Annotated in this window: 23 protein-coding genes and 1 tRNA gene; 16 read left to right on the forward strand and 8 right to left on the reverse strand. The window is 62.6% G+C overall.

Annotated elements, in window-relative coordinates:
• The first annotated feature begins 140 nt into the window (after positions 1–140).
• Together O6X71_RS13705 and O6X71_RS13710 are read left to right on the forward strand one after the other, a co-directional pair.
• Entirely contained in the window at positions 141–509 is a 369-nt protein-coding gene (locus O6X71_RS13705; protein WP_353466566.1) for a type VI secretion system amidase effector protein Tae4, read from the forward strand.
• On the forward strand, positions 506–889 hold the full coding sequence (locus O6X71_RS13710) for a T6SS amidase immunity protein Tai4 family protein (RefSeq protein ID WP_353466345.1): 384 nt from the start codon (positions 506–508) through the stop codon (positions 887–889). Before O6X71_RS13705 ends, O6X71_RS13710 begins: the two co-directional genes overlap by 4 nt.
• Before the next feature lie 155 nt (positions 890–1,044).
• On the opposite strand, the gene rplA is transcribed toward O6X71_RS13710, so the two are convergent.
• The 4 genes from rplA to O6X71_RS13730 all read right to left on the reverse strand — a co-directional run bounded on the left by rplA (position 1,045) and on the right by O6X71_RS13730 (position 3,747).
• Positions 1,045–1,737 (reverse strand): 50S ribosomal protein L1, encoded by a 693-nt coding sequence (rplA, locus tag O6X71_RS13715; protein ID WP_056047582.1) that lies wholly within the window; start codon positions 1,735–1,737, stop codon positions 1,045–1,047.
• A gap of 4 nt (positions 1,738–1,741) precedes the next feature.
• Positions 1,742–2,173, reverse strand: a complete 432-nt coding sequence (gene rplK / locus O6X71_RS13720; protein ID WP_056047586.1) for a 50S ribosomal protein L11 — start codon at positions 2,171–2,173, stop codon at positions 1,742–1,744.
• A gap of 172 nt (positions 2,174–2,345) precedes the next feature.
• On the reverse strand, positions 2,346–2,630 hold the full coding sequence (locus O6X71_RS13725; RefSeq protein ID WP_353466346.1) for a hypothetical protein: 285 nt from the start codon (positions 2,628–2,630) through the stop codon (positions 2,346–2,348).
• Positions 2,620–3,747, reverse strand: a complete 1,128-nt coding sequence (locus tag O6X71_RS13730; RefSeq protein WP_353466347.1) for an EAL domain-containing protein — start codon at positions 3,745–3,747, stop codon at positions 2,620–2,622. The genes O6X71_RS13725 and O6X71_RS13730 overlap by 11 nt, the downstream gene beginning before the upstream one ends.
• Positions 3,748–4,415: 668 nt before the next feature.
• Here O6X71_RS13730 and O6X71_RS13735 point away from each other — a divergent pair.
• The 8 genes from O6X71_RS13735 (at position 4,416) to O6X71_RS13770 (ending at position 11,298) form a co-directional block, all read left to right on the forward strand.
• Entirely contained in the window at positions 4,416–5,201 is a 786-nt protein-coding gene (locus O6X71_RS13735; protein WP_353466348.1) for a hypothetical protein, read from the forward strand.
• Between the two features lies 1 nt (position 5,202).
• Positions 5,203–6,360, forward strand: coding sequence for a M48 family metallopeptidase (locus tag O6X71_RS13740; RefSeq protein ID WP_353466349.1), 1,158 nt, complete (start codon positions 5,203–5,205; stop codon positions 6,358–6,360).
• An 11-nt stretch (positions 6,361–6,371) separates the two neighbouring features.
• Complete coding sequence (locus O6X71_RS13745; RefSeq protein ID WP_353466350.1) at positions 6,372–6,965, forward strand: hypothetical protein; 594 nt, start codon at positions 6,372–6,374, stop codon at positions 6,963–6,965.
• Between the two features lie 209 nt (positions 6,966–7,174).
• Entirely contained in the window at positions 7,175–8,134 is a 960-nt protein-coding gene (locus tag O6X71_RS13750) for a hypothetical protein (RefSeq protein WP_353466351.1), read from the forward strand.
• Positions 8,135–8,258: 124 nt separating this feature from the next.
• Positions 8,259–8,753, forward strand: a complete 495-nt coding sequence (locus O6X71_RS13755; protein WP_353466352.1) for a DcrB-related protein — start codon at positions 8,259–8,261, stop codon at positions 8,751–8,753.
• Between the two features lie 27 nt (positions 8,754–8,780).
• The gene (locus O6X71_RS13760) at positions 8,781–9,983 is read left to right on the forward strand and encodes a glycohydrolase toxin TNT-related protein (RefSeq protein WP_353466353.1); all 1,203 of its coding nucleotides are present in this window, start codon (positions 8,781–8,783) and stop codon (positions 9,981–9,983) included.
• A gap of 3 nt (positions 9,984–9,986) precedes the next feature.
• Complete coding sequence (locus O6X71_RS13765) at positions 9,987–10,544, forward strand: hypothetical protein (protein ID WP_353466354.1); 558 nt, start codon at positions 9,987–9,989, stop codon at positions 10,542–10,544.
• 16 nt (positions 10,545–10,560) lie between these two features.
• Positions 10,561–11,298: a hypothetical protein gene (locus O6X71_RS13770; protein WP_353466355.1), complete on the forward strand. Its 738-nt coding sequence runs from the start codon at positions 10,561–10,563 to the stop codon at positions 11,296–11,298.
• 266 nt (positions 11,299–11,564) lie between these two features.
• On the opposite strand, the gene nusG is transcribed toward O6X71_RS13770, so the two are convergent.
• The 3 genes from nusG to O6X71_RS13785 form a co-directional block, all read right to left on the reverse strand.
• The gene (gene nusG, locus O6X71_RS13775) at positions 11,565–12,101 is read right to left on the reverse strand and encodes a transcription termination/antitermination protein NusG (protein ID WP_055872668.1); all 537 of its coding nucleotides are present in this window, start codon (positions 12,099–12,101) and stop codon (positions 11,565–11,567) included.
• A gap of 13 nt (positions 12,102–12,114) precedes the next feature.
• Positions 12,115–12,312 carry a preprotein translocase subunit SecE gene (gene secE / locus O6X71_RS13780; RefSeq protein ID WP_056047594.1) on the reverse strand — a complete coding sequence of 66 codons (198 nt, stop codon included), beginning with the start codon at positions 12,310–12,312 and terminating at the stop codon, positions 12,115–12,117.
• A gap of 539 nt (positions 12,313–12,851) precedes the next feature.
• Positions 12,852–12,928 (reverse strand) — tRNA-Trp (locus tag O6X71_RS13785).
• A 145-nt stretch (positions 12,929–13,073) separates the two neighbouring features.
• Here O6X71_RS13785 and O6X71_RS13790 point away from each other — a divergent pair.
• The 6 genes from O6X71_RS13790 to O6X71_RS13815 all read left to right on the forward strand — a co-directional run bounded on the left by O6X71_RS13790 (position 13,074) and on the right by O6X71_RS13815 (position 19,614).
• Positions 13,074–14,087, forward strand: coding sequence for an alpha/beta fold hydrolase (locus O6X71_RS13790; RefSeq protein WP_353466356.1), 1,014 nt, complete (start codon positions 13,074–13,076; stop codon positions 14,085–14,087).
• 413 nt (positions 14,088–14,500) lie between these two features.
• The gene (rpsL, locus tag O6X71_RS13795) at positions 14,501–14,872 is read left to right on the forward strand and encodes a 30S ribosomal protein S12 (protein ID WP_010164594.1); all 372 of its coding nucleotides are present in this window, start codon (positions 14,501–14,503) and stop codon (positions 14,870–14,872) included.
• 53 nt (positions 14,873–14,925) lie between these two features.
• Positions 14,926–15,396, forward strand: coding sequence for a 30S ribosomal protein S7 (gene rpsG, locus O6X71_RS13800; RefSeq protein ID WP_031393769.1), 471 nt, complete (start codon positions 14,926–14,928; stop codon positions 15,394–15,396).
• Positions 15,397–15,543: 147 nt separating this feature from the next.
• Positions 15,544–17,640: an elongation factor G gene (gene fusA / locus O6X71_RS13805; protein WP_056047600.1), complete on the forward strand. Its 2,097-nt coding sequence runs from the start codon at positions 15,544–15,546 to the stop codon at positions 17,638–17,640.
• A 213-nt stretch (positions 17,641–17,853) separates the two neighbouring features.
• The gene (tuf, locus tag O6X71_RS13810) at positions 17,854–19,047 is read left to right on the forward strand and encodes an elongation factor Tu (RefSeq protein WP_132741515.1); all 1,194 of its coding nucleotides are present in this window, start codon (positions 17,854–17,856) and stop codon (positions 19,045–19,047) included.
• A 117-nt stretch (positions 19,048–19,164) separates the two neighbouring features.
• Positions 19,165–19,614, forward strand: a complete 450-nt coding sequence (locus O6X71_RS13815; protein WP_353466357.1) for a hypothetical protein — start codon at positions 19,165–19,167, stop codon at positions 19,612–19,614.
• A gap of 74 nt (positions 19,615–19,688) precedes the next feature.
• Here the strand turns inward: O6X71_RS13815 and O6X71_RS13820 are convergent, their stop codons facing one another.
• Complete coding sequence (locus O6X71_RS13820) at positions 19,689–20,063, reverse strand: endonuclease domain-containing protein (RefSeq protein ID WP_353466358.1); 375 nt, start codon at positions 20,061–20,063, stop codon at positions 19,689–19,691.
• Positions 20,064–20,212 lie beyond the last annotated feature (149 nt).

A 20,212-nucleotide genomic window follows, 5' to 3' on the forward strand; every position in this document is an offset into this window, starting at 1 on the left:
ATCAATGCTCGGGAATCGAGGTTCCAAATGGGAAGGCCCCAATTTGCCAAGCTTGGGCTCGATTTAGGGAAATCAACATTTCCGTCGACAAGGTCGGCGCGAAGATCGGTGGCAAAGTTGGCCACAACATCGCCGCCGGTATATTTCAGAATGCATGCCCTATCCGCATGAGTTACGTGCTGAACCACACCGGCATTCCTATTCCTGCGGCGGGATATCACGTTGTCAGCGGGGCGGACCGGCGCTGGTACATGTACCGCGTGCCCGAAATGATGGCGTTTCTTCGGCAGCAGTTGGGCGCTCCAGATGCGACGGCGGAACGTCCCACACCGAAAGATTTTGCCGGGCGTAAAGGGGTGATCGTCGTCAAGGGCCGTGGATGGTCCAATGCAGTCGGTCACGTCACACTCTGGGACGGCGCAATCTGTTCGGATAGTTGTCACCTGATAGCAGATCCCGACAATGGCCCTTTCGTTCCAGACACGGCGGCGCTGTGGGTGTTGCCATGATCGCGATCATTGCCCTGCTCCTGGTCTCTGCCGGCGGGGTTGCGCCTGAACCTGCTGGCGGTCTCGTTGCGACGGCAAACGTTGTCACCCAACGCAATCTGCTGAAGGATTGGGCTTTGTCGCGATGCCTCGCTCGGGGAGCGCCGCAACCGTTCGCCAAGGATGCCGCCGTCAGCGCGGCGGCGATCCTGGAACGCGGCGATTACGGTATGGAGGCGTATGAAGCTGTCGAGGCCCTTGTCGGGAAGCAACTGGGGAAGCGCTATGCCGGCTCGGTTCCCGGCAACTATGTCACCTTGAAGTGCATAGACCTGTATCACGGTGCGCCGCTCGACGCGGTCGTTCGGCGTCAGAAGACGACACCGTCTCCGCAGCGATAAACTTGTTCTTGGACGCAAAAAGGGCCGGGATCGCTCCCGGCCCTTCTCGATTTTAGCGGTAGGACGGGAGTAAATCCCGTCCTCGTCGGTCGCGGTTGCCCGCGCCGGCCGGGCGCTCGCCATCTCGTGGCTAGCTTGCGCTAGCCACGTGCGGCTCAGGCGCCAGCAACCTCGGTCGTGTCGACCTTGATGCCCGCACCCATGGTCGACGAGATCGCGACCTTCTGGACGTACTTGCCCTTGGCGCCGGTCGGCTTGGCCTTGACCACTGCGTCGACCAGTGCGTCGAAGTTCGCGCGCAGGTCTTCCGCCGGGAACGACGCCTTGCCGATGCCCGAGTGGATGATGCCAGCCTTCTCGACGCGGTATTCGATCTGGCCGCCCTTGGCTGCCTGAACCGCGGCGGCGACGTTCATCGTCACCGTGCCGAGCTTCGGGTTCGGCATCAGGCCCTTCGGACCCAGCACCTTACCGAGGCGACCGACGATGCCCATCATGTCCGGGGTCGCGATGCAGCGATCGAAATCGATCGTGCCACCCTGGATGATTTCCATCAGGTCTTCGGCGCCGACCACGTCTGCGCCTGCTGCGAGAGCTTCTTCAGCCTTCGCGCCGCGGGCGAACACGCCGACGCGGACGGTCTTGCCGGTGCCCTTGGGCAGCGTGACGACGCCGCGGACCATCTGGTCTGCGTGACGCGGATCGACGCCCAGGTTCAGCGCGACTTCGATCGTCTCGTCGAACTTCGACGTGGCGCCCGACCGTGCGAGACCGATGGCCTCGTCAATGCCGTGCAGCTTGACCAGGTCGACCGTGACGGCCTTCTGCTTCTTGCTCAGCTTAGCCATGATATCAGCCCTCCACCACTTCGAGGCCCATTGCGCGGGCGCTGCCTTCGATGATCTTCGTCGCAGCGTCGATATCGTTGGCGTTGAGGTCCTTCATCTTCGTCGTGGCGATCTCGCTCAGCTGCGAGCGCTTGATCGTGCCGGCGACGACCTTGCCCGGCTCCTTCGAACCCGACTTGAGACCGGCGGCCTCCTTGATCAGGTACGATGCTGGCGGGGTCTTGGTCTCGAACGAGAACGAGCGATCCGCATAGACCGTGATGACGGTCGGGATCGGCATGCCCTTCTTCAGTTCGCTCGTGCCGGCGTTGAACGCCTTGCAGAACTCCATGATGTTCACGCCGCGCTGACCCAGCGCAGGCCCGATCGGCGGCGCGGGCTTTGCCTCGCCTGCAGGGACCTGCAGCTTGATGTATCCGGTAATCTTTTTAGCCATGTCACTCTCTTTATGTGAGCCTAGCGGTGATGGCGGCCGTCTCGCGACAGCCTCCCGCAAATTCCATCAATGAAGGTGGAAGCCGGCGCGCATAGCCGAAAACGCGGGGGGCGGCAACCGGCGTTCGCGTCGACGCTGCGAGGCTCGCTACGTCCGGGCGATCGACCGCGCCTTATTCGAAGACGTCGACCGGCCAGGCGATCTGCTTGGCTGCGGCGTAACAGGCCGACCGCGTGGCATATCCGTCGGAATAGCTGATCAACCCGCCGGCTTCGTGAAACAACAACCAGGCCCATGCACCCGCGAGGAAGAGCGGTGGCGAAAGGTCGAGTCCCTCGACTTCGCGAAGCTCCAGCCGCATCGATGGCCGCTCACCCTCGACCGCGCTGGTGACGGCGGGCTCCGCCTCGTCGAGCGTCTGACCGATGAGACGGCCGAACCTGTTGTCAGGCACCATGACGGGGTACGATCGATTCAAGCGGCACGGGTTTCCCCCAGTAAAAGCCTTGGCCACAATCGGCACCGAGCGATTTCGCCAGGACGAGGTCGTCGGCGGTCTCGATGCCCTCGATCACGGTTCCGATCGACCGGCTCCGGCAATAATCGATGATTTCCTTCAGCAGCGACGGCGGGAACTCGCCCTTCCGGCACTTCTGGAAGATCTTCCGGTCGATCTTGACCTCGGACACCGGCAAATCGGAAATGCGATCGAAGTTGGTCGCGCCCTTGCCGAAATCGTCGAGCGAGATGGGTACGCCCAGCGTTCCAAGCTCTCGCATGTTTTCCAGCAGGCGGCCGTCGAGCCCCGAATAGCTGATCTCGGTGAGTTCGATCCCGAGCATGCCGGGGGCGACGTTGTGGCGTCGCAGCAGGATCGGCATCGCGGTGAGAAAATCCGGATGCGCGAGCACTGCGGCGCTGCAGTTCACCGCGATCGGTACCGGCTTGCCGTCGGTTTCCAGCGCCGCGAGGAGGCGCGCCGCCGCTTCCACCGCAAGCGATGATGCCGCGACCTCCAGCGAGAGGATCGTCGACGGTGCGAAGATATGCTCGGGGTTGAGCGACGGTCGATTGCGCAACCGCGTGAGTGTTTCGTAGCCGGCGATGCTGTCGTCGTGCAGGCTGCGTTTCTCATGGAATTCATGCGTGAGATTGGGCAGCAACCGGCCTTGCTGGATCAGCCACGACAGGAAGTGACGGTCGCCGGTGTCGCCGTCATGCGGTTGCCGGACGATATGGGCCAGGCGGGCGACAATGTCCTGCGCGGTATAGGGCGCGTCGAGCCAGTCGACATGATTGATGCCGGACTGTTCCGCCGAGGCCATCGCGTCTCGGAAATGCACGCTCGGTCGCAACAACGTCAGCGTCCCGGAAAACTGTTCTTTGTCCAGCAAGGCGATGAACGCGTGACGATTGCCGACCGAGGCATCGGGGTTCATCACGATCAGGTCCGGCTGGAACGCGAGCCCGGCACGTTCTTCGCTGGCCGTGCCGATCCAGGCGGTTTTATGGCCCATCTCTTCGAGTTGACGATGAACGTCGTTGGCGGCCGTATTCTCAAGTTCGAGAAACAAGATTCTATGGCCGACCTCGTTCGAAACTTTGTACGAACGGGCCTCATCGCTACCCGAGCGCAAGTGATCGCCGTGTAGCTGCGATGATTTCAAGGCCGTGTTCGTCAGGGGCATCAGTCATTTCCTGTAGGCGGATCACTGAATACGGTCGCATGCATGTCAAGCTGGTCATGGGATACATAGAGTTTGCCGGGTACGCAGGTCATCATATACGAAAGTCGTATCGGCAACTACGCAACGTCTTATACGCGGACTGTCCTACAAGTGTTAGCGCTATATGATCGATGATGGTTAATCGGATGTGAACATATGTGATGATGGTACCGACGGTAGGAGCTGTGTTCGACAAGTTGATGATAATGAACAGATCTATCGTGTTGAAGGCCGGAGCTGCGGCATCGTGGAAATGAAATATATTTCGACTCTGGGATAATATTGTTGGGCAGGCAAAGTCGGTAAGGCGGTGTCTACCTTTCGGTATGCTCCGGATATCAATTTGGAAGATATGGTCTGGGGTAGGTCGGGTTCTGGGGGATGCGTCATGCTACAGCATGACCATCCAGGACTGGAAAGCACTCGTTTTGAACCAAATAATTCCCGGCCAACTTGGGTTTCCAGCTCTAGTATCACCGTGAACCGGATGGGGGCATCCGATGACAGGGGTGGATATGATCACTTTGTGCCGTGCGACGCTGGTCGCGCTGATGCTTGCGGTTTCGGCGATTGCGCCTGCGTATGCGCAGGAGAAGACGGGGCTAAAACCTGGTTTTGTCCTTGCGCCCGGTACAGCGCGGATCGTGATGATGCGGCCGTCGATCCGGGTCGGCGCGCAGTCGACTGGTGGAATGTACGAGCCGAACGCCGACTGGACCGATCAGGCGAAGGAGAACATCGCCACCGCGCTCGCCAAGGCGCAGACCGGTCTAGGCAACAGCGTCGTCGGCTATGTAGATCCGGTCGGCGCGAGTTCGGCCAAGGTCGCGGAGTATCAGGAACTGTTCGGCGCGGTCGCGTCGTCAGTGATCGAGTATCAGTTCTTCAAGGGCAATCGCCTGCCTACCAAGAAGCGCAAGGACCAGTTCGAATGGGGGCTCGGCCACGACGTCCGCACGCTGCCCGGTCTGGAGACGGCCGACTACGCGCTGTTCATTACGACGGAGGATCATTTCGGTTCGACCGGCCGGAAGGTGTTGCAAGTCTTTGCGGCGATGGCGCGTGTCGGCGTCACCGCGGGCGTGCACAAGGGATTTGCCGGGCTGGTCGACCTGCGTACCGGCGAACTGGTCTGGCTGAACGCCGATATGCAGATGGGCGGCGACGTCCGTGATGCGGAGGGCGCGGACAAGCGCGTGCGGCAATTGCTGGAGGGCTTCCCGGGGAAGCCGGTGGAGGCTCCGGCGGCGGTGACTGCCGTTGCAGCCGCTCCCGCTCCCGCCATCGCCTCGGCACACTAGGATGCGAACGCTGACAGGCGCATTGCTGCTCGGCGCGGTGATGTCGACCGGCGCGCTTGCTGCCGACAAGCGCCCGCCGTTACCGACGTACACGCGCGCCTATACCCCGACGACGGTCGACGAACGTGGGGCTTGGATGGAGGCAGACGAAGACGAACGGCGCCTTCGGGAGTCCCGGTCGGTTATCAGGGACCCAGCCCTCAACGCGTATGTTCGTGGCGTACTCTGCCGTACCGTTGGTGAGGACCGCTGCAAGTCCGTGCGGATCTACATCGACGAAATCCCGGCGTTCAACGCGACGATGAGTCCGAACGGGACGTTGACGATCTGGTCGGGGCTATTGCTTCGCGTTCGGAATGAAGCCGAACTCGGCTCCATCCTTGGGCATGAGTTCGGTCATTTCGAACTCCGCCACTCGCTTATGGACTTCAAGAACCGGCGCGGCGGGTCGGATCTTATGGCGTGGGCATCGATCCTCGTCCGCAACAGCGGTGACATTCGCTACAATACTATCGGCGGTTTCTACGCATTCGATCGCGCGCAGGAACGGGAAGCCGACATGATGGGCTTCCAGTATCTCACGCGCTCGCATTATCCATCGTCAGCGTCGGCGGACGTTTGGGACCATCTTATGGGCGAGGCCGATGCCACCGCGATTGGTCGCAAGGGTAGGGCCCAGCACAAATACGTCGCGGGCTTCTTCGCCTCACACCCTACCAACCTCGCGCGCGCCACGTATCTGCGTGCCGCTTCAATCGAGGCGCATGACGTCAAGCCTCCTGTCGTCGACACGCATCAGGCGGCGATGGCGACGTGGCTGCCGGTCTTCCTCAATGACCAGATCAAGCTCAACGATTTCGGCGGCAGCGAGTATCTGCTCGCCAATCTGGCGGACGGTACCGGCTGGACGACGCCGCTGCTGTGCGCCCGCGGCGACCTGTACCGCGAGCGCGGCAATCCCCGCGACCTCGTCAGTGCAGCGCAATTCTACCAGGAGGCGATCGGCAAGGGCGACGCGCCGCCCGAGGCGTATCGCGGCCTTGGGCTGGCGTTGCTCCGCGGCCAGCAGGTTGCCGAAGGCCAGGCCGCGCTCGCGACCTATCTCCGCCTCAAGCCGGCCGCGACCGATGCCGCGCTCATCGCCACGCTGATCTCGTAAGGAGGACGACCATGTCCAAGAAACTCGCCCTGCTCGCCGCGGTCGCAACGCTCGCGTGCGCAGCCCCCGTCGCGGCCGGCAACAAGCTCATCCCCGCCGGCCAGCGCATCGCGGTCGCCAAGTCGGCGATGACGGTGCAGCCGGGCACGGAATGGAACAAGCTGTCCGAGCGCCCCGGTCGCAATGCCGAAACCTGGACGCAGGACGGTGACGACCTGAACGACCTGAGCTTCTACGGCGGCATCGAATCCGGCCGGCCGCTGTTCCGCGAGGTCGACAAGAAGAACAGGCCGTTGCCGAAGGTTTCGGCAACGATGCTGATCACCGACATCCCGGTGCTGCTGGAGAACAGCTACCGCATCGCGCGCGACGCGTCGTCGATGGCGATCGACACGATCGCGCCTATCGAGTTCGCCGGCAGCAGGGGCGTGCGTTTCACCTACACCTTCTCGAAGCAGAACGAGACGCTGCAACGGCGCGGCGAAGCGCGCGGGGCGGTGATCGGGGGGAAGCTGTATCTGGTGACGTACGAAGCACCCAGCTTGTACTACTATGATCGCAGCGCGGCGGCAGCCAAAGTGGTGGCGGACAGCGTTCGGTTTTAAGGCTCGCTACGCCACATCGCATCTATCGGCCGCCGCCTCGCTCCGGCCGGACGGGGGCGCGGTCCCGGCGATCATCAAGGCCGCTTGGTTCTCCCGCAAAGACGGGAGCCCAGTCTGGATCCCTGCCTTCGCGGGGGAAACAGTCTCGGCTTCGCCGCATGCAGCACAGGCCCCTTGCAATGTAGGATATCGAGGCAGACCCACTAACAATGGCGCGCCCCTCCACCCCCGACCGGTTCACCCGCCGCCAGGCCGCACAGAACGCCGCGTTCCTCGCCGCCCTCCGCCGCACCGGCAACGTCAGGGATGCGGCCAACACGCTGGGCTATAACCGCTCCACCTTCACCAAGCGCCGCGCCGTCCACCCCGCCTTCGCCGCCAAATGGGACGCCGCGCTGGTCATGGCCAACGCCGCCCTAAACCTCCCCTCCCGCCTGCGGGAGGGGTCGGGGGAGGGGAGTGCCAAAAACGCCGCCGTCTCGACCGGATCCCCCACCACGACAAGAACCGCCAACGGCCGCCTGCAGCTCCGTCGCCCCACCGCCAACCGCCTCGACCACGCCGCCGAGCAAGCCTTCCTCACCGCGCTCTCCGCCACCGCCAACGTCCGTCTCTCGGCCGCCGCCGCCGGCTTCAGCCACTCCGCCTTCTACGCCCGCCGCAAAGCCAGCCCCGCCTTCGCCCGCGAGATGCGCCTCGCGCTGGACGCCGGGTACGAGTCCGTCGAGTCCGCGCTGTTGGCCGGTACCCTGCCGGGCTCGCACGAGCACGACGAGTGGCGCCACAACGATCCCCCACCGATCCCGCCGATGACCGCGAACCAGGCACTGCAACTCCTCCACCTCCACGCCAGGACGGTCCACCTCCAGGAGGAACCGCCCCACATCAAGCGCCGCCGCGGCGAATCGAGCGAAGCGCACAGCTACCGCCTGACGGCAATGTACGAAGCCCGCCAGGCCTTGGAACGCGAAGCCTTCGACATCGCCGAAGCCGCCCGCAACGAACGCGGCGAACCGACGCTGACCAACCCGTATCCCATCGCCAACCCGGTACGCCTGCCGGCGCTCGATCAGGTCACGGGCTGGAGCGAGGCCGACCCGACGAAGGTCCCACACGATCCCGATGTCGCACTGTTCGGCGGCTGGAGGCTGAAGGATCGGATCGGGTAACGACGGTGCCGCATCTCGGCCTGCCGTGACCGCCTACTGGCGCCAGGATTCGACCGCACTTCCGCTCGGTGAGGGGCGGAACCTTGGACGTCGTCGGCCGCGCCGTAGCTGTAGTCGTCTTGACATGATCGGGCATTACGCCAAGCCTGTAGCGGCGCAGGTAAGGGAGCGAAGAGTGGCGAGTGCTTCGGCAGTTACCGTATCCGGGGCGATTCCGGACGGTTGGTTCGACAAGACCATGATCGTGTATTCCGCGCCCTTGCAGCCCGGGCAGGCGGTTGCCGCGAACATCGTCATCGCCCGCGATGCGATGGGTGCTTCCGAGACGTTCCGCGAGTATTGCAATCGCCAGATCGACGGGTTCGCTACCGCGTTGCCACATTTTCATCGGCTCCACGAAGGGCCGGGCCGCGTCCACGACCTCGATGCGTTTCAGATCATGTTTACCTCGATGTCGGGCGCTGGACTGCTTCGCCAGCGGGTCTTCTTCATCTCGGCCGGCGCGGGCGTGGTCGTGACGTATACGGCCACCGCAAGCGATGCCGAGTATGACTCTCACGAGCCGGTGTTCGAGCAGGGGCTGGCCGGCCTCATTATCGCGCCCCACCAGCGGCACTGACCTGATGCCGAGCGAGACGATCGCGGCATGAGCGTGAAGCCCGCGGCCAGGGTCGGCGACGACATCGCGCACAGCAATGCCGGCACCGGCATGCTGATGGGCGTGCTAGCGGGTGCCGCGGTGGGCGCGGTCCTGATCGCCGCCACCGTCGCGACCGGCGGGCTGGCACTCGTTGCGGCGGCCGGCGCGGCAGCGGGGATGGTATCGGCAGGCGGGTTGGGCGGCATGTACATCGGCGAGGCGTCGATGGGGCCTGCGTGCGGCAAGTTCGTCACCGGCTCGCCTAACGTCTTCGTCAACGGCAAGCCCGCGCTGTTCACCGCGGGTTCGTTCGCGTCCTGTCGCAAGGATAGCGGCCCGATCCCGCTCGCAACAGGATCGTCGACGGTGTCCATCAACACCGGCATGGCCGGGCGCGAGGGCGAGAAAGTCGGATGCAGCGCGGTGTCGATCACGCAGGTCTCGCCCAACGTCTTCATCGGCGGCGACAGCGTGCAGGATCCCAGGGTCGTGATCCAGCCCGAAGTGCCGGGGTGGGCGGTCACCACGCTCCAGGTGCTCGGCATCGCGGGCGCGATCGCGGCGCTGCCCTATTCGATCGTCGCGCTCGGCGTTGCGGGGACGATTGGAACGGGGGTACTGGGTGCGGCCGGCGCGCTTGGGCTGTCGGCGGCTGCTCGTCCGATCGGCGAAGCGTTGGGAATGTCGGAAGCCGGCATCCGCACCTTGGAAACGGCGGGCGGCTTCCTCGGCGGCATGGTCGGCGGCGGGGCTGCGGCGCGCTACGCTGCCCCTCGCTGGGGTGCCTCGCAAGCGACCCAGGCATCATTGGCGCGCATGCCGATGCGCTACCAGGCGCAATATGCGACGGCCAAGGCCAGCGGCTGGCGGTGGCCGAACGGGGGCTGGCCGCCGAACAATGGCGCAGCGGGCCCGGCACGCGTGACGACTTTGTTGCCGAAAACGAGAATCGACCGATATGGTGCACCGACCGGAGGATATACCTCACCAGCGGGAGAGCCATTTCCGGCGCGCGCAATGCGCGGATCGCCACCAAGCGATCCGCCGACGATTTACACCGTGAAGAAGAATCTGCCCGTCGAGGAAGCCGATATTGCACCCTGGTTCGACCAACCAGGCGGGGGCAAGCAGTATCGCATGGTCGATCCGGCGGGTGTGAAAGACCGCTACAGTGTACAGGACGCGATCGACGACGGCTTCTTGGAATAAGACATGATAGAGATCGCGCCTTTCCTGAACGATTATTACAGTGACTTTCTACGACACACCGACCGGTTCCTGACGATGCAGGGTGCTCGTCCCGCCGACTATGCCGTAGGATGGCAATCGACGCCGACCGATCGGGTGATGGTTGTCGAATATGACGAAACACGCTTCGCCGACGGCGATTATCGGGCGCATATTCTGATCAACGGGTCGGCGGGTGGTATTACGATCGACACCGGTTTGCGGATGGCGCTGGGCATTCTCCGAGCAACATTCGACCAACCCGAAAACGTTGCAATAGCGCGCAACCTGTCTTTGGCTGAGCCCAGTGAAATGGCAGCCAAGCTGGACCCATCTGCTCTTTCGTTCGATGATCGGTCATCAGGCCTTTTAATCGATGATCACGCCAGTCCCGCCCGGTTGGTCAATATCGAGGCTGGTGGCGAACGCTGGGCGCTTGCCGAGTCGACAAGTCGGCGCGCGCTGGAATACGTGATCTTCGCGATCCAATATCAGGCGAATGCGCGCGTTGGCCAACGCTTCGCCGCACTCGGTAATTCTTAGCCTGTCGGCAAGGCGCATGGCTTTGGGAACGGCGCTGCCAAAAGCATGGCACCGTTGGCTGGTCGATCCCGGCGGCGGGCGCGATGGGGTCTTGCCGCAAGGATCGCGCGGCGCGAGCATCTTGAGGACGAACACCGGCATGATCCACGACCATCCTGGGTTCGATGACCAATGGTCGCGGTCCGACTTCGAGCAACTCCGTCGGTTCCTCGACTCGCGCGGCGCCGATGGCACGGCGTATCGGCTGGCGCATGAGGCGAGCTTGGCGGATAGCGATGACGATGCGGGCGCCGTGGTAAGCGCGACTTATGGCAACGCCCGGTTCCGAAACGGGAACAACATTGCGACGATCGACTGGTCCACGCCATCGGGTGCAGCGCGCGTGCGCACCGATTTGCAGGAGGCCCAGTTCATGCTCGCGTTCGCTTTCGATCGACCCGACAACCGCGCATTGCTCACCGATCTGCCGAGCGATACCGATGCACGGTCGGCAGTCGTGGCCCTGGCGCTGGAGCCGGAAGTTCTTGTAAAACGCGTCGCCGCTCTGAATGCGGGCAGCTATGTCGCACCTGACGCAAGGGGCCCGGGGTGGAGCCTGTTTATAGTCGAGACCTACGGTGAAGTGGTCATCTTGGCAGATAGCGTACAGCCCGCACCGCTTCTCCAGATGCTGGCAGCCTCGCGGAAACTGGAAGCTCAAAACCTCGCAGGTCGGATGGCTGAGTTTATGGTGCCCTTACCTGCCGCGCGTTGAGCATTCATGGTTTGGGCGGCGCAAAATGCTGTCGGTGATTTCCGTCATTCTGCGAAAATCAGCACCCAGAATAAGCGAGCTTCGCGCCCCGTAACACCCGAATCCTGACGTTGGTCGGGATGACGGGACGGGGATGCAGGGAGCGGTCTTCACCCCAAAAACGCGACGCGGGAGTAAATCCCGCGTCGTCGGCCGGGCCGATGGCCCGCCGGCCGGGCTGGCGCCGTCTCGCGATTAGCCATTGGCTAATCGCGTGCGACTTGGCCTTACTTGCTGCGCTCGACCTGCTCGAACTCGAGCTCCACAGGCGTCGCACGCCCGAAGATCGACACCGAAACCTTGACGCGGCTGCGGTCGAAATCGAGTTCTTCGACCAAGCCGTTGAAGGTCGCGAACGGGCCGTCGAGGACCTTGACCTGATCGCCGATCTCGTAGTCGACCTTGACCTTCTGCTTGGGCGCAGCGGCAGCTTCTTCCTTGCTGTTCAGCATCCGCGTGGCTTCTGCCTCGCTGATGGCCTGCGGCTTGCCCATGCTGCCGAGGAAGCCGGTAACCTTCGGCGTGTTCTTCACCAGGTGATACACGTCGTCGTTCATGTTCAGCTTTGCCAGCACGTAGCCAGGCATAAACTTGCGTTCGACCGCGATCTTCTTGCCGCGACGGGCCTCGGTGGTGGTTTCGGTCGGGACTTCGATCTGCTCGACGAGCTGCTCGAGACCCATCCGGGTCGCCTCGGCCATGATCGAGTCGCGGACCTTGCCCTCGAAGCCCGAATAGGCGTGAATGATGTACCAGCGCGCCATGACGGAACCTTGCTTACTGAGCGAGTTTGAGGAGGGCGGAGACGATCGCTTGCAGGATCGAGTCGACGCCCAGGAAGAACAGCGCGAGGATCGTCGTCATGATCACCACCATCACGCCGGTCATGACCGTCTCGCGACGCGTCGGCCACGTGACCTTAGCGGTCTCGTTGCGGACCTGCTGGATGAATTCGAGGGGGGACGTCTTCGCCACGATGTTCTTCGAACCCGCTGATTGAGAAACTGAGATGCGAGACATAGACCCACTAGCCGCACCCTGTGAAGGGCAGCGGCGGCAGGTCCGTCCTCGCTGTCGGAAGCGCGGCAGATAGCTTCCACCCGTCGTGAAAGCAAGTGCGCGGCAGGAGAGGGCGGGGCGCCGTATCGAAAGCGACACGGCGGTGGCCGGGAGAAGTGGCGGGGGAGAGCGCTTGGGTCACTCGATCCCCCGCACGATCGTCTTGCCGGTGCCGGTTTGACCGGCGGCTCCGCTCCCACGGTTTCTATTTATCGTTCGGCTTGACGACGGCACCCGAGGTGTACGCCGAACGCAGGCGAAAAAAAAGGCCGGTACAAGACCGGCCGTGAAAGTTTTTAGGAGAGGATGCCTGAAAGGCCTGATCGTTGTGCATCGCAGCACATCATAGATCAATTGCGAAAATTGCATTATGAAATGCAATTTCTGCAATCGTAATGGACGCGCGAAAGCGGCGGGAGCAACCGCCGCGATTTTTGCAGGGAATTTAAAGGGGGTGGCAGGAGTGCTCGGATTCGAACCGAGGGCCTTCGGTTTTGGAGACCGACGCTCTAACCAACTGAGCTACACTCCTACACGGACGCGCCCCTTACCCAGCGTTTTCGCGAAGGGCAAGCGTCTCGCGTGCAATTCGTGATCATCGGGATGATCCGTTGTACGCGGCCGTGTTTGCCCGTTAACCGTACGCCGTATCGCGGGATGTAGGAAAGCGTAATCGTATGAAGGCGGGATTAACGATGCTGGCGCTGCCGGTGGCGGCGCTGCTCATGGGGGCGGGGCCGGTTCCGCAGGTGCCGGACCTGGGGCCGCAACTCGAACGCTTCACCTATCCGTGGCCTGTCCAGACGATGGAAGTCGATATCGTCGGCAGTCCTGCGCAGATGGCGTTCATGGATATCGCGCCGCAACGACCCAATGGCCGCACGGTCGTGCTGCTCCACGGCAAGAACTTCTGCGGCGCGACCTGGGGCAGCACCGCGCGGGCGCTGAGCGAGGTCGGCTACCGCGTGATCGTTCCAGACCAGATCGGCTTCTGCAAATCGTCCAAGCCCCGCGCGGCACAATATAGCTTCGAGATGCTGGCGACGTTCACCAAGCGGTTGCTCGAGTCGCGTGGCATCACGAGGGCCACGTTCGTCGGGCACTCGATGGGCGGCATGCTCGCGATGCGATACGCCATTCTCTACCCGGCGTCGGTCGAGAAGCTGGTGCTCGTCAATCCGCTCGGCCTCAAGGATCGCGGCGAGGAGGGCGTGCCCTATACCGATGTCGATACGCTCTGGGCGAACGAGAAGAAGACGAGCTACGCGTCGATCAAGGCGTATCAGCTCGAAAACTATTATCACGGCGTGTGGAAGCCGTCCTATGATCGCTGGGTCTGGATGCAGGCGGGCATGTATCAAGGGGCAGGGCGCGACACCGTGGCGCTCGCGCAGGCCAAGACGAGCGAGATGATCAAGACGCAATCGGTCGCGTATGAGCTGTACCGGATCACGCCTTCGACCACCCTTATCATCGGAACGCTGGACAAGACCGCGTTCGGCCGGGCGCAGGTGCCCGCGAACTTGCGCAAGTTCCTCGAGCCGGTGCCGATGGTGGCGCCGCGGGCGGTGAAGCAGATGCCGAATGCGAACCTGGTGATGCTCGAGGGGCTGGGTCACTCGCCGCAGGTCGAGGATCCTGCGCGATTCGAGAAGACTCTGCTTGCCGTGCTCGGGACGCGATCGCGGTAGGAGAGGTGCTGCGGTCCTCCCCCGGCAGGGGGAGGTGGCTGGCTCTTGCCAGACGGAGGGGGAGGGGGCGACAACGTAGGTTTCGTGTTCCTCCCCCTCCGTCACCTGCGGTGCCACCTCCCCCTGGCGGGGGAGGATGAGACAGGTGTCGTCGTCGGATTCGCGTGAGCCATTGTCTCCGCCCACGAAGCCAATCCTTCGCCACCCAAACCGATTCCAACCCGTTGACCGCAACCGACTCCTGACCTATAGGCGCGGCCTGTTCTTCGGGAGTGTTTCCCGCCGGGCATGCTTGAACATTGCTGGATGCATTCCAGGACCTGAGGGGCGCTCCCGCGTTCCTATGGTCCTTTTTGTATTCTCAGGCGCCTCATGGCTCCAGCAAAGTAACCACTTGAAAGGTGAAGGCTTCAATGCCGACGATCAACCAGCTGGTCCGCAAGGGCCGCGATCCGCAGAAGGCCAAGTCGAAGGTCCCTGCGATGGAAGCAAATCCGCAGAAGCGTGGCGTTTGCACGCGCGTCTACACGACGACCCCGAAGAAGCCGAACTCGGCTCTGCGCAAGGTGGCCAAGGTTCGCCTGACCAACCAGCGCGAAGTCATCAGCTACATCCCGGGCGAGGGCCACAATCTTCAGGAGCATTCGGTTGTCCTGATCCGTGGCGGTCGTGTCCGCGATCTTCCCGGTGTTCGCTATCACGTCCTGCGCGGCGTGCTCGATACACAGGGTGTGAAGGACCGGCGTCAGTCGCGTTCCAAGTACGGCGCCAAGCGTCCGAAGTAAGCCGATCGCTCATATTTGCGATCATCAAGGCTGAAGTTTAGAAGGAATACAAAATGGCACGTCGTCGTCGTCCCGAAAAGCGGGTCATCCTGCCTGATCCCAAGTTCGGGGATGAGGTTCTGTCAAAGTTCATGAACAGCGTCATGCTGGACGGCAAGAAGTCCGTCGCAGAGCTGATCGTGTACGGTGCATTCGAAACCGTCGAGAGCCGCGCCAAGCGCGATCCGATCGGCGTTTTCCACGATGCGCTGAACAACGTGAAGCCGGGCATCGAAGTCCGTTCGCGTCGCGTCGGTGGTGCAACGTACCAGGTGCCGGTCGAGGTTCGTCCCGAGCGTGCACAGGCGCTGGCGATTCGCTGGCTGATCGGTGCGGCGCGTTCGCGCAGCGAGAACACGATGGCCGCACGGCTGTCGGGTGAGCTGATGGATGCCGCCAACAACCGTGGCAACGCGGTCAAGAAGCGTGAAGATACGCATCGGATGGCGGAAGCCAACCGTGCATTCTCGCACTACCGCTGGTAACAGCGGGCTTCCTGCCGCTGGTAACAGCGGGCTTTGAAGCCTAGCATTGCTATCCGTGTGACGGACGGTCTTCCGCCTGTCACGCAAACACCTATATATTGGGGAGCCGGCACGTTCGGCTCCCCATATCCTTAAGGAAGCACGATCATGGCCCGCAGCCATCCGCTCGACCGTTACCGCAACATCGGCATCATGGCGCACATCGACGCCGGTAAGACGACGACGACCGAGCGCATCCTCTATTACACCGGCAAGTCCTACAAGATCGGCGAAGTGCACGAAGGCACCGCGACGATGGATTGGATGGAGCAGGAGCAGGAGCGCGGGATCACGATCACGTCGGCTGCGACCACCTGCAAGTGGCGCGCCGAAGAAGGTAAGGGCGAAGAGCACCTTATCAACATCATCGACACGCCCGGCCACGTCGACTTCACGATCGAAGTCGAGCGTTCGCTCCGCGTGCTCGACGGTGCAGTGGCATGCTTCGACGGCGTTGCCGGCGTTGAGCCGCAGTCCGAGACCGTGTGGCGTCAGGCCGACAAGTACGGCGTGCCGCGCATGTGCTTCGTCAACAAGCTCGACCGCACCGGCGCCGATTTCTACTTCTGCGTGAACTCGATCATCGATCGTCTCGGTGCGCGTCCGGCCGTGCTGTATCTTCCGATCGGCATGGAAGGCGGCTTCAAGGGCCTCGTCGATCTCGTCGAGAACCGTGCGATCATCTGGCTCGAAGAGAGCCTGGGCGCGAAGTTCGAATATGCCGAGATCCCTGAGGATCTGGTCGAGAAGGCCGCGAAGTATCGCAGCGAGCTGATCGAGATGGCCGTCGAGCAGGACGATGCCCTCATGGAGGCCTATCTCGAAGGTAACGAGCCGAGCGTCGCCGACCTCAAGAAGCTGATCCGCAAGGGTACGCTGAGCATGGCGTTCGTCCCCGTCGTTTGCGGTTCGGCGTTCAAGAACAAGGGCGTTCAGCCCCTGCTCGACGCCGTGGTCGACTATCTGCCTTCGCCGCTCGACGTTCCCGCGATCCAGGGTCTGAAGCTCGACGGCGTGACGCCGGACGAGCGTCCTTCGTCGGACGACGTTCCGTTCTCGGCACTCGCGTTCAAGATCATGAACGATCCGTTCGTCGGCACGCTGACCTTCGCCCGCATCTATTCGGGTAAGCTGGAGACCGCATCGCAGGTCACCAACTCGGTCAAGGACAAGAAGGAAAAGGTCGGTCGCATGCTGCTTATGCATGCGAACAGCCGTGAGGACATCCAGGAGGCATTCGCTGGCGACATCGTCGCGCTCGCGGGTCTCAAGGATACCACGACCGGTGACACGCTCTGCGCGATGAACGCACCGATCATTCTTGAGCGGATGGAATTCCCCGAGCCCGTGATCGAGCTTTCGGTGGAGCCGAAGACCAAGGCCGACCAGGAGAAGATGGGCGTCGCGCTCAATCGTCTCGCACGCGAGGATCCTTCGTTCCGCGTTTCGTCGGACCCCGAGTCGGGCCAGACCATCATCAAGGGCATGGGCGAGCTCCATCTCGAGATCCTGGTCGATCGCATGAAGCGTGAGTTCAAGGTCGAGGCGAACGTCGGCGCTCCTCAGGTCGCATACCGCGAGTATCTGAAGAAGCCGGTCGACGTCGACTACACGCACAAGAAGCAGTCGGGTGGTACCGGCCAGTTCGGTCGCGTGAAGGTCAAGGTCACCCCGGGCGAGCGCGGTTCGGGCATCACGTTCAAGGACGAGATCAAGGGCGGCAACATTCCGAAGGAATATTTGCCTGCGATCGAGAAGGGCTTCCGCGAAACCGCCGCTTCGGGTTCGCTGGTCGGCTTCCCGATCATCGATTTCGAGATCGTGCTGTATGACGGCGCGTATCACGACGTCGACTCGTCGGCACTGGCGTTCGAAATCTGTGCACGTGGCGCAATGCGCGAAGTTGCACAGAAGTCGGGCATCACGCTGCTCGAGCCGGTCATGAAGGTCGAGGTCGTTACCCCGGAGGATTACCTGGGCGACGTCATCGGTGACATGAACAGCCGTCGTGGCCAGATCCAGGGCACCGACAGCCGCGGCAACGCGCAGACGGTCGAGGCGATGGTCCCGCTGGCGAACATGTTCGGCTACGTGAACTCGCTCCGCTCGTTCACGCAGGGTCGCGCGCAGTACTCGATGCAGTTCTCGCACTATGACGAAGTGCCGCAGAACGTTGCTGACGAGGTGAAGGCTAAGCTGGCGTAAGCCCGAGGCGCACCGAGCCAGGTTTTCCTGGCTCGGAGACGCCGAAAGGCCGGCCGGCTTCGGTCAGCGACCGAAGTTCGACGACGCGGAATTTACTTCCGCGTCGGCCTCTCCCCAAGCAGGGGCTGGCGCAACGCTTTAACAGCCGCTATTGGGCCGCGTTCGCGCGGTTCCCGGGGTGGCACCGGAATACGAATCAGAAGGTAGGAAACAATGGCCAAGGCAAAATTTGAGCGGAACAAGCCGCATCTCAACATCGGCACCATCGGTCACGTCGATCATGGCAAGACGTCGCTCACCGCTGCGATCACGAAGGTTCTGGCAGAGACGACCGGCGGTACCGCTGTCGACTTCGCCAACATCGACAAGGCTCCCGAGGAGCGCGAGCGCGGCATCACGATCTCGACCGCACACGTCGAGTACGAGACGGCCAACCGTCACTACGCGCACGTCGATTGCCCGGGCCACGCCGATTATGTGAAGAACATGATCACCGGCGCAGCCCAGATGGACGGCGCGATCCTCGTCGTTTCGGCGACCGATGGCCCGATGCCACAGACCCGTGAGCACATCCTGCTCGCACGCCAGGTCGGCGTGCCTGCCATGGTCGTGTTCATGAACAAGGTCGATCTGGTCGACGACGAGGAAATCCTCGAGCTGGTCGAGATGGAAATCCGCGAGCTGCTCAGCTCGTACGACTTCCCGGGTGACGACATTCCCGTCATCAAGGGTTCGGCTACCTGCGCACTGTCGGGTTCGAACCAGAAGCTCGGCGCCGACGCCGTCACCGAGCTGATGCAGGCCGTCGACGAGTACATCCCGCAGCCAGAGCGTCCGCTCGACAAGCCGTTCATGATGCCGATCGAGGACGTGTTCTCGATCTCGGGTCGTGGCACGGTCGTCACCGGCCGCGTTGAGACCGGCATCGTCAAGGTTGGCGAGGAAGTCGAGATCGTCGGCATCCACCCGACCGTCCGCAAGACCACGGTCACGGGCGTCGAGATGTTCCGCAAGCTGCTCGACCAGGGCCAGGCTGGCGATAACGTCGGCGCGCTGATCCGCGGCGTTGCACGTGACGAAGTCGAGCGTGGCCAGGTTCTCTGCAAGCCAGGCACGATCAAGCCGCACACCGACTTCAACTCGGAAGTGTACGTGCTGTCGAAGGAAGAGGGTGGCCGTCACACGCCGTTCTTCGCCAACTACCGTCCGCAGTTCTACTTCCGTACGACGGACGTGACCGGCACCGTAGAGCTGCCTGAGGGCACCGAGATGGTCATGCCAGGCGACAACGTGTCGCTCGGCATCAAGCTGATCGCACCGATCGCCATGGACGTGGGCCAGCGCTTCACGATCCGCGAAGGCGGCCGTACCGTCGGTGCAGGCGTCGTCAGCCAGATCGACAAGTAAGCATCTTCTCCTTCGGGAGTTGATCGAAGAGCCCGGCTTCTCGTGAGAGAGGCCGGGCTTTTTCGTGTTTGGGTTTGACCGATTGCAGGTGTGGAACTTTACTGCGACACCATAGAGATGAGCCGCCTCACGCTTCGGTATCGCTACGACGCTAGCTTCTTCGATCCGAAGTTGGATCGTGACGACTTTGGTCGCTTGTCTGTGGTTGTGGAAACCGACAAGTTCTCGGGACGAGGCGGCTTCTGGGTCCAATGGCAGGACGTACGGGAGTTTGCCGAAGCGCTCGCGGTGTTTCCGATCGTCTCAGGCTCGCCCATTGTGGGGCAATGGGGCTACAACATGCAGGAGGGAGACGACCTGGTCCTGCGGTTCGAGATCGCTTCCGCGAACAAGCGAGGCGACCTTCTCGTAACCTTTGTAGTCGCAGATGAACATCATCGAGGGAGCCGGGTCTCCGGTTCGTTCCTGACAAACTATCCAGACATTGAAGCATTCCGTTTGGGCATCGGCTACATGATGGAGAGTGAAGTCGAGGAGGCAGTCTTAGAGGGCCATAATCTTCCCTAGTTCTTGTACCCAACTGACAATCCTCCCCCGCTAGGGGGAGGTGGCGCCGGAGGCGTCGGAGGGGGAGGGGGCGATTAGCTCTCGATGATGGTTCGGCGTTGGAGCGCGACGGACGTGATCTGGCGGATGACGTCGTCGAGGTTGGCTAGCATTTCTCGGGCTGGGTAGCGGAGGACGCGGATGTTTTGCGCGACTAGCCAAGCGTCTCGGGTTGCGTCTCGTTCGGGGCGGTTGCCGTGGTTGTGGGCTTCGCCGTCGACTTCGACTGCGAGTCGGGCTGGGGCGCAGTAGTAGTCCAGGACGTAGGGGCCTGCTGCGTGTTGCTTTCGGAAGCGTAGGCCTTCGTCATTGGCACGCAGCGCCAGCCAGAGCGCTATCTCTGGCGGGGTCATCTGTTTTCTTAGATGCTTGGCGTTGCTGTGGCTTTGTAGGGATCCTTCGAGCCGCATCGCCTGCCTCCCCCTCCGTCACGCTTTGCGTGCCACCTCCCCCTGGCGGGGGAGGATCGAGTAGCGGCGCGATCTTAGCGGCAGAGCGTCGATATCTTCAATCCTCCACCGCAAGGGGGAGGTGGCGCCGAAGGTGACGGAGGGGGCGG

Source organism: Sphingomonas faeni, assembly GCF_040407505.1.
Classification (GTDB): domain Bacteria; phylum Pseudomonadota; class Alphaproteobacteria; order Sphingomonadales; family Sphingomonadaceae; genus Sphingomonas; species Sphingomonas faeni_E.

Excerpts from the sequence above, each read along its gene's own strand:
- O6X71_RS13710 (WP_353466345.1), top strand. The coding sequence starts at position 506 with ATGATCGCGATCATTGCCCTGCTCCTGGTCTCTGCCGGCGGGGTTGCG.
- rplA (WP_056047582.1), bottom strand. The coding sequence starts at position 1,737 with ATGGCTAAGCTGAGCAAGAAGCAGAAGGCCGTCACGGTCGACCTGGTC.
- rplK (WP_056047586.1), bottom strand. The coding sequence starts at position 2,173 with ATGGCTAAAAAGATTACCGGATACATCAAGCTGCAGGTCCCTGCAGGC.
- O6X71_RS13725 (WP_353466346.1), bottom strand. The coding sequence starts at position 2,630 with ATGGTGCCTGACAACAGGTTCGGCCGTCTCATCGGTCAGACGCTCGAC.
- O6X71_RS13735 (WP_353466348.1), top strand. The coding sequence starts at position 4,416 with ATGATCACTTTGTGCCGTGCGACGCTGGTCGCGCTGATGCTTGCGGTT.
- O6X71_RS13740 (WP_353466349.1), top strand. The coding sequence starts at position 5,203 with ATGCGAACGCTGACAGGCGCATTGCTGCTCGGCGCGGTGATGTCGACC.
- O6X71_RS13745 (WP_353466350.1), top strand. The coding sequence starts at position 6,372 with ATGTCCAAGAAACTCGCCCTGCTCGCCGCGGTCGCAACGCTCGCGTGC.
- O6X71_RS13750 (WP_353466351.1), top strand. The coding sequence starts at position 7,175 with ATGGCGCGCCCCTCCACCCCCGACCGGTTCACCCGCCGCCAGGCCGCA.
- O6X71_RS13755 (WP_353466352.1), top strand. The coding sequence starts at position 8,259 with ATGATCGGGCATTACGCCAAGCCTGTAGCGGCGCAGGTAAGGGAGCGA.
- O6X71_RS13760 (WP_353466353.1), top strand. The coding sequence starts at position 8,781 with ATGAGCGTGAAGCCCGCGGCCAGGGTCGGCGACGACATCGCGCACAGC.
- O6X71_RS13765 (WP_353466354.1), top strand. The coding sequence starts at position 9,987 with ATGATAGAGATCGCGCCTTTCCTGAACGATTATTACAGTGACTTTCTA.
- O6X71_RS13770 (WP_353466355.1), top strand. The coding sequence starts at position 10,561 with ATGGCTTTGGGAACGGCGCTGCCAAAAGCATGGCACCGTTGGCTGGTC.
- nusG (WP_055872668.1), bottom strand. The coding sequence starts at position 12,101 with ATGGCGCGCTGGTACATCATTCACGCCTATTCGGGCTTCGAGGGCAAG.
- O6X71_RS13790 (WP_353466356.1), top strand. The coding sequence starts at position 13,074 with ATGAAGGCGGGATTAACGATGCTGGCGCTGCCGGTGGCGGCGCTGCTC.
- rpsL (WP_010164594.1), top strand. The coding sequence starts at position 14,501 with ATGCCGACGATCAACCAGCTGGTCCGCAAGGGCCGCGATCCGCAGAAG.
- rpsG (WP_031393769.1), top strand. The coding sequence starts at position 14,926 with ATGGCACGTCGTCGTCGTCCCGAAAAGCGGGTCATCCTGCCTGATCCC.
- fusA (WP_056047600.1), top strand. The coding sequence starts at position 15,544 with ATGGCCCGCAGCCATCCGCTCGACCGTTACCGCAACATCGGCATCATG.
- tuf (WP_132741515.1), top strand. The coding sequence starts at position 17,854 with ATGGCCAAGGCAAAATTTGAGCGGAACAAGCCGCATCTCAACATCGGC.
- O6X71_RS13815 (WP_353466357.1), top strand. The coding sequence starts at position 19,165 with ATGAGCCGCCTCACGCTTCGGTATCGCTACGACGCTAGCTTCTTCGAT.
- O6X71_RS13820 (WP_353466358.1), bottom strand. The coding sequence starts at position 20,063 with ATGCGGCTCGAAGGATCCCTACAAAGCCACAGCAACGCCAAGCATCTA.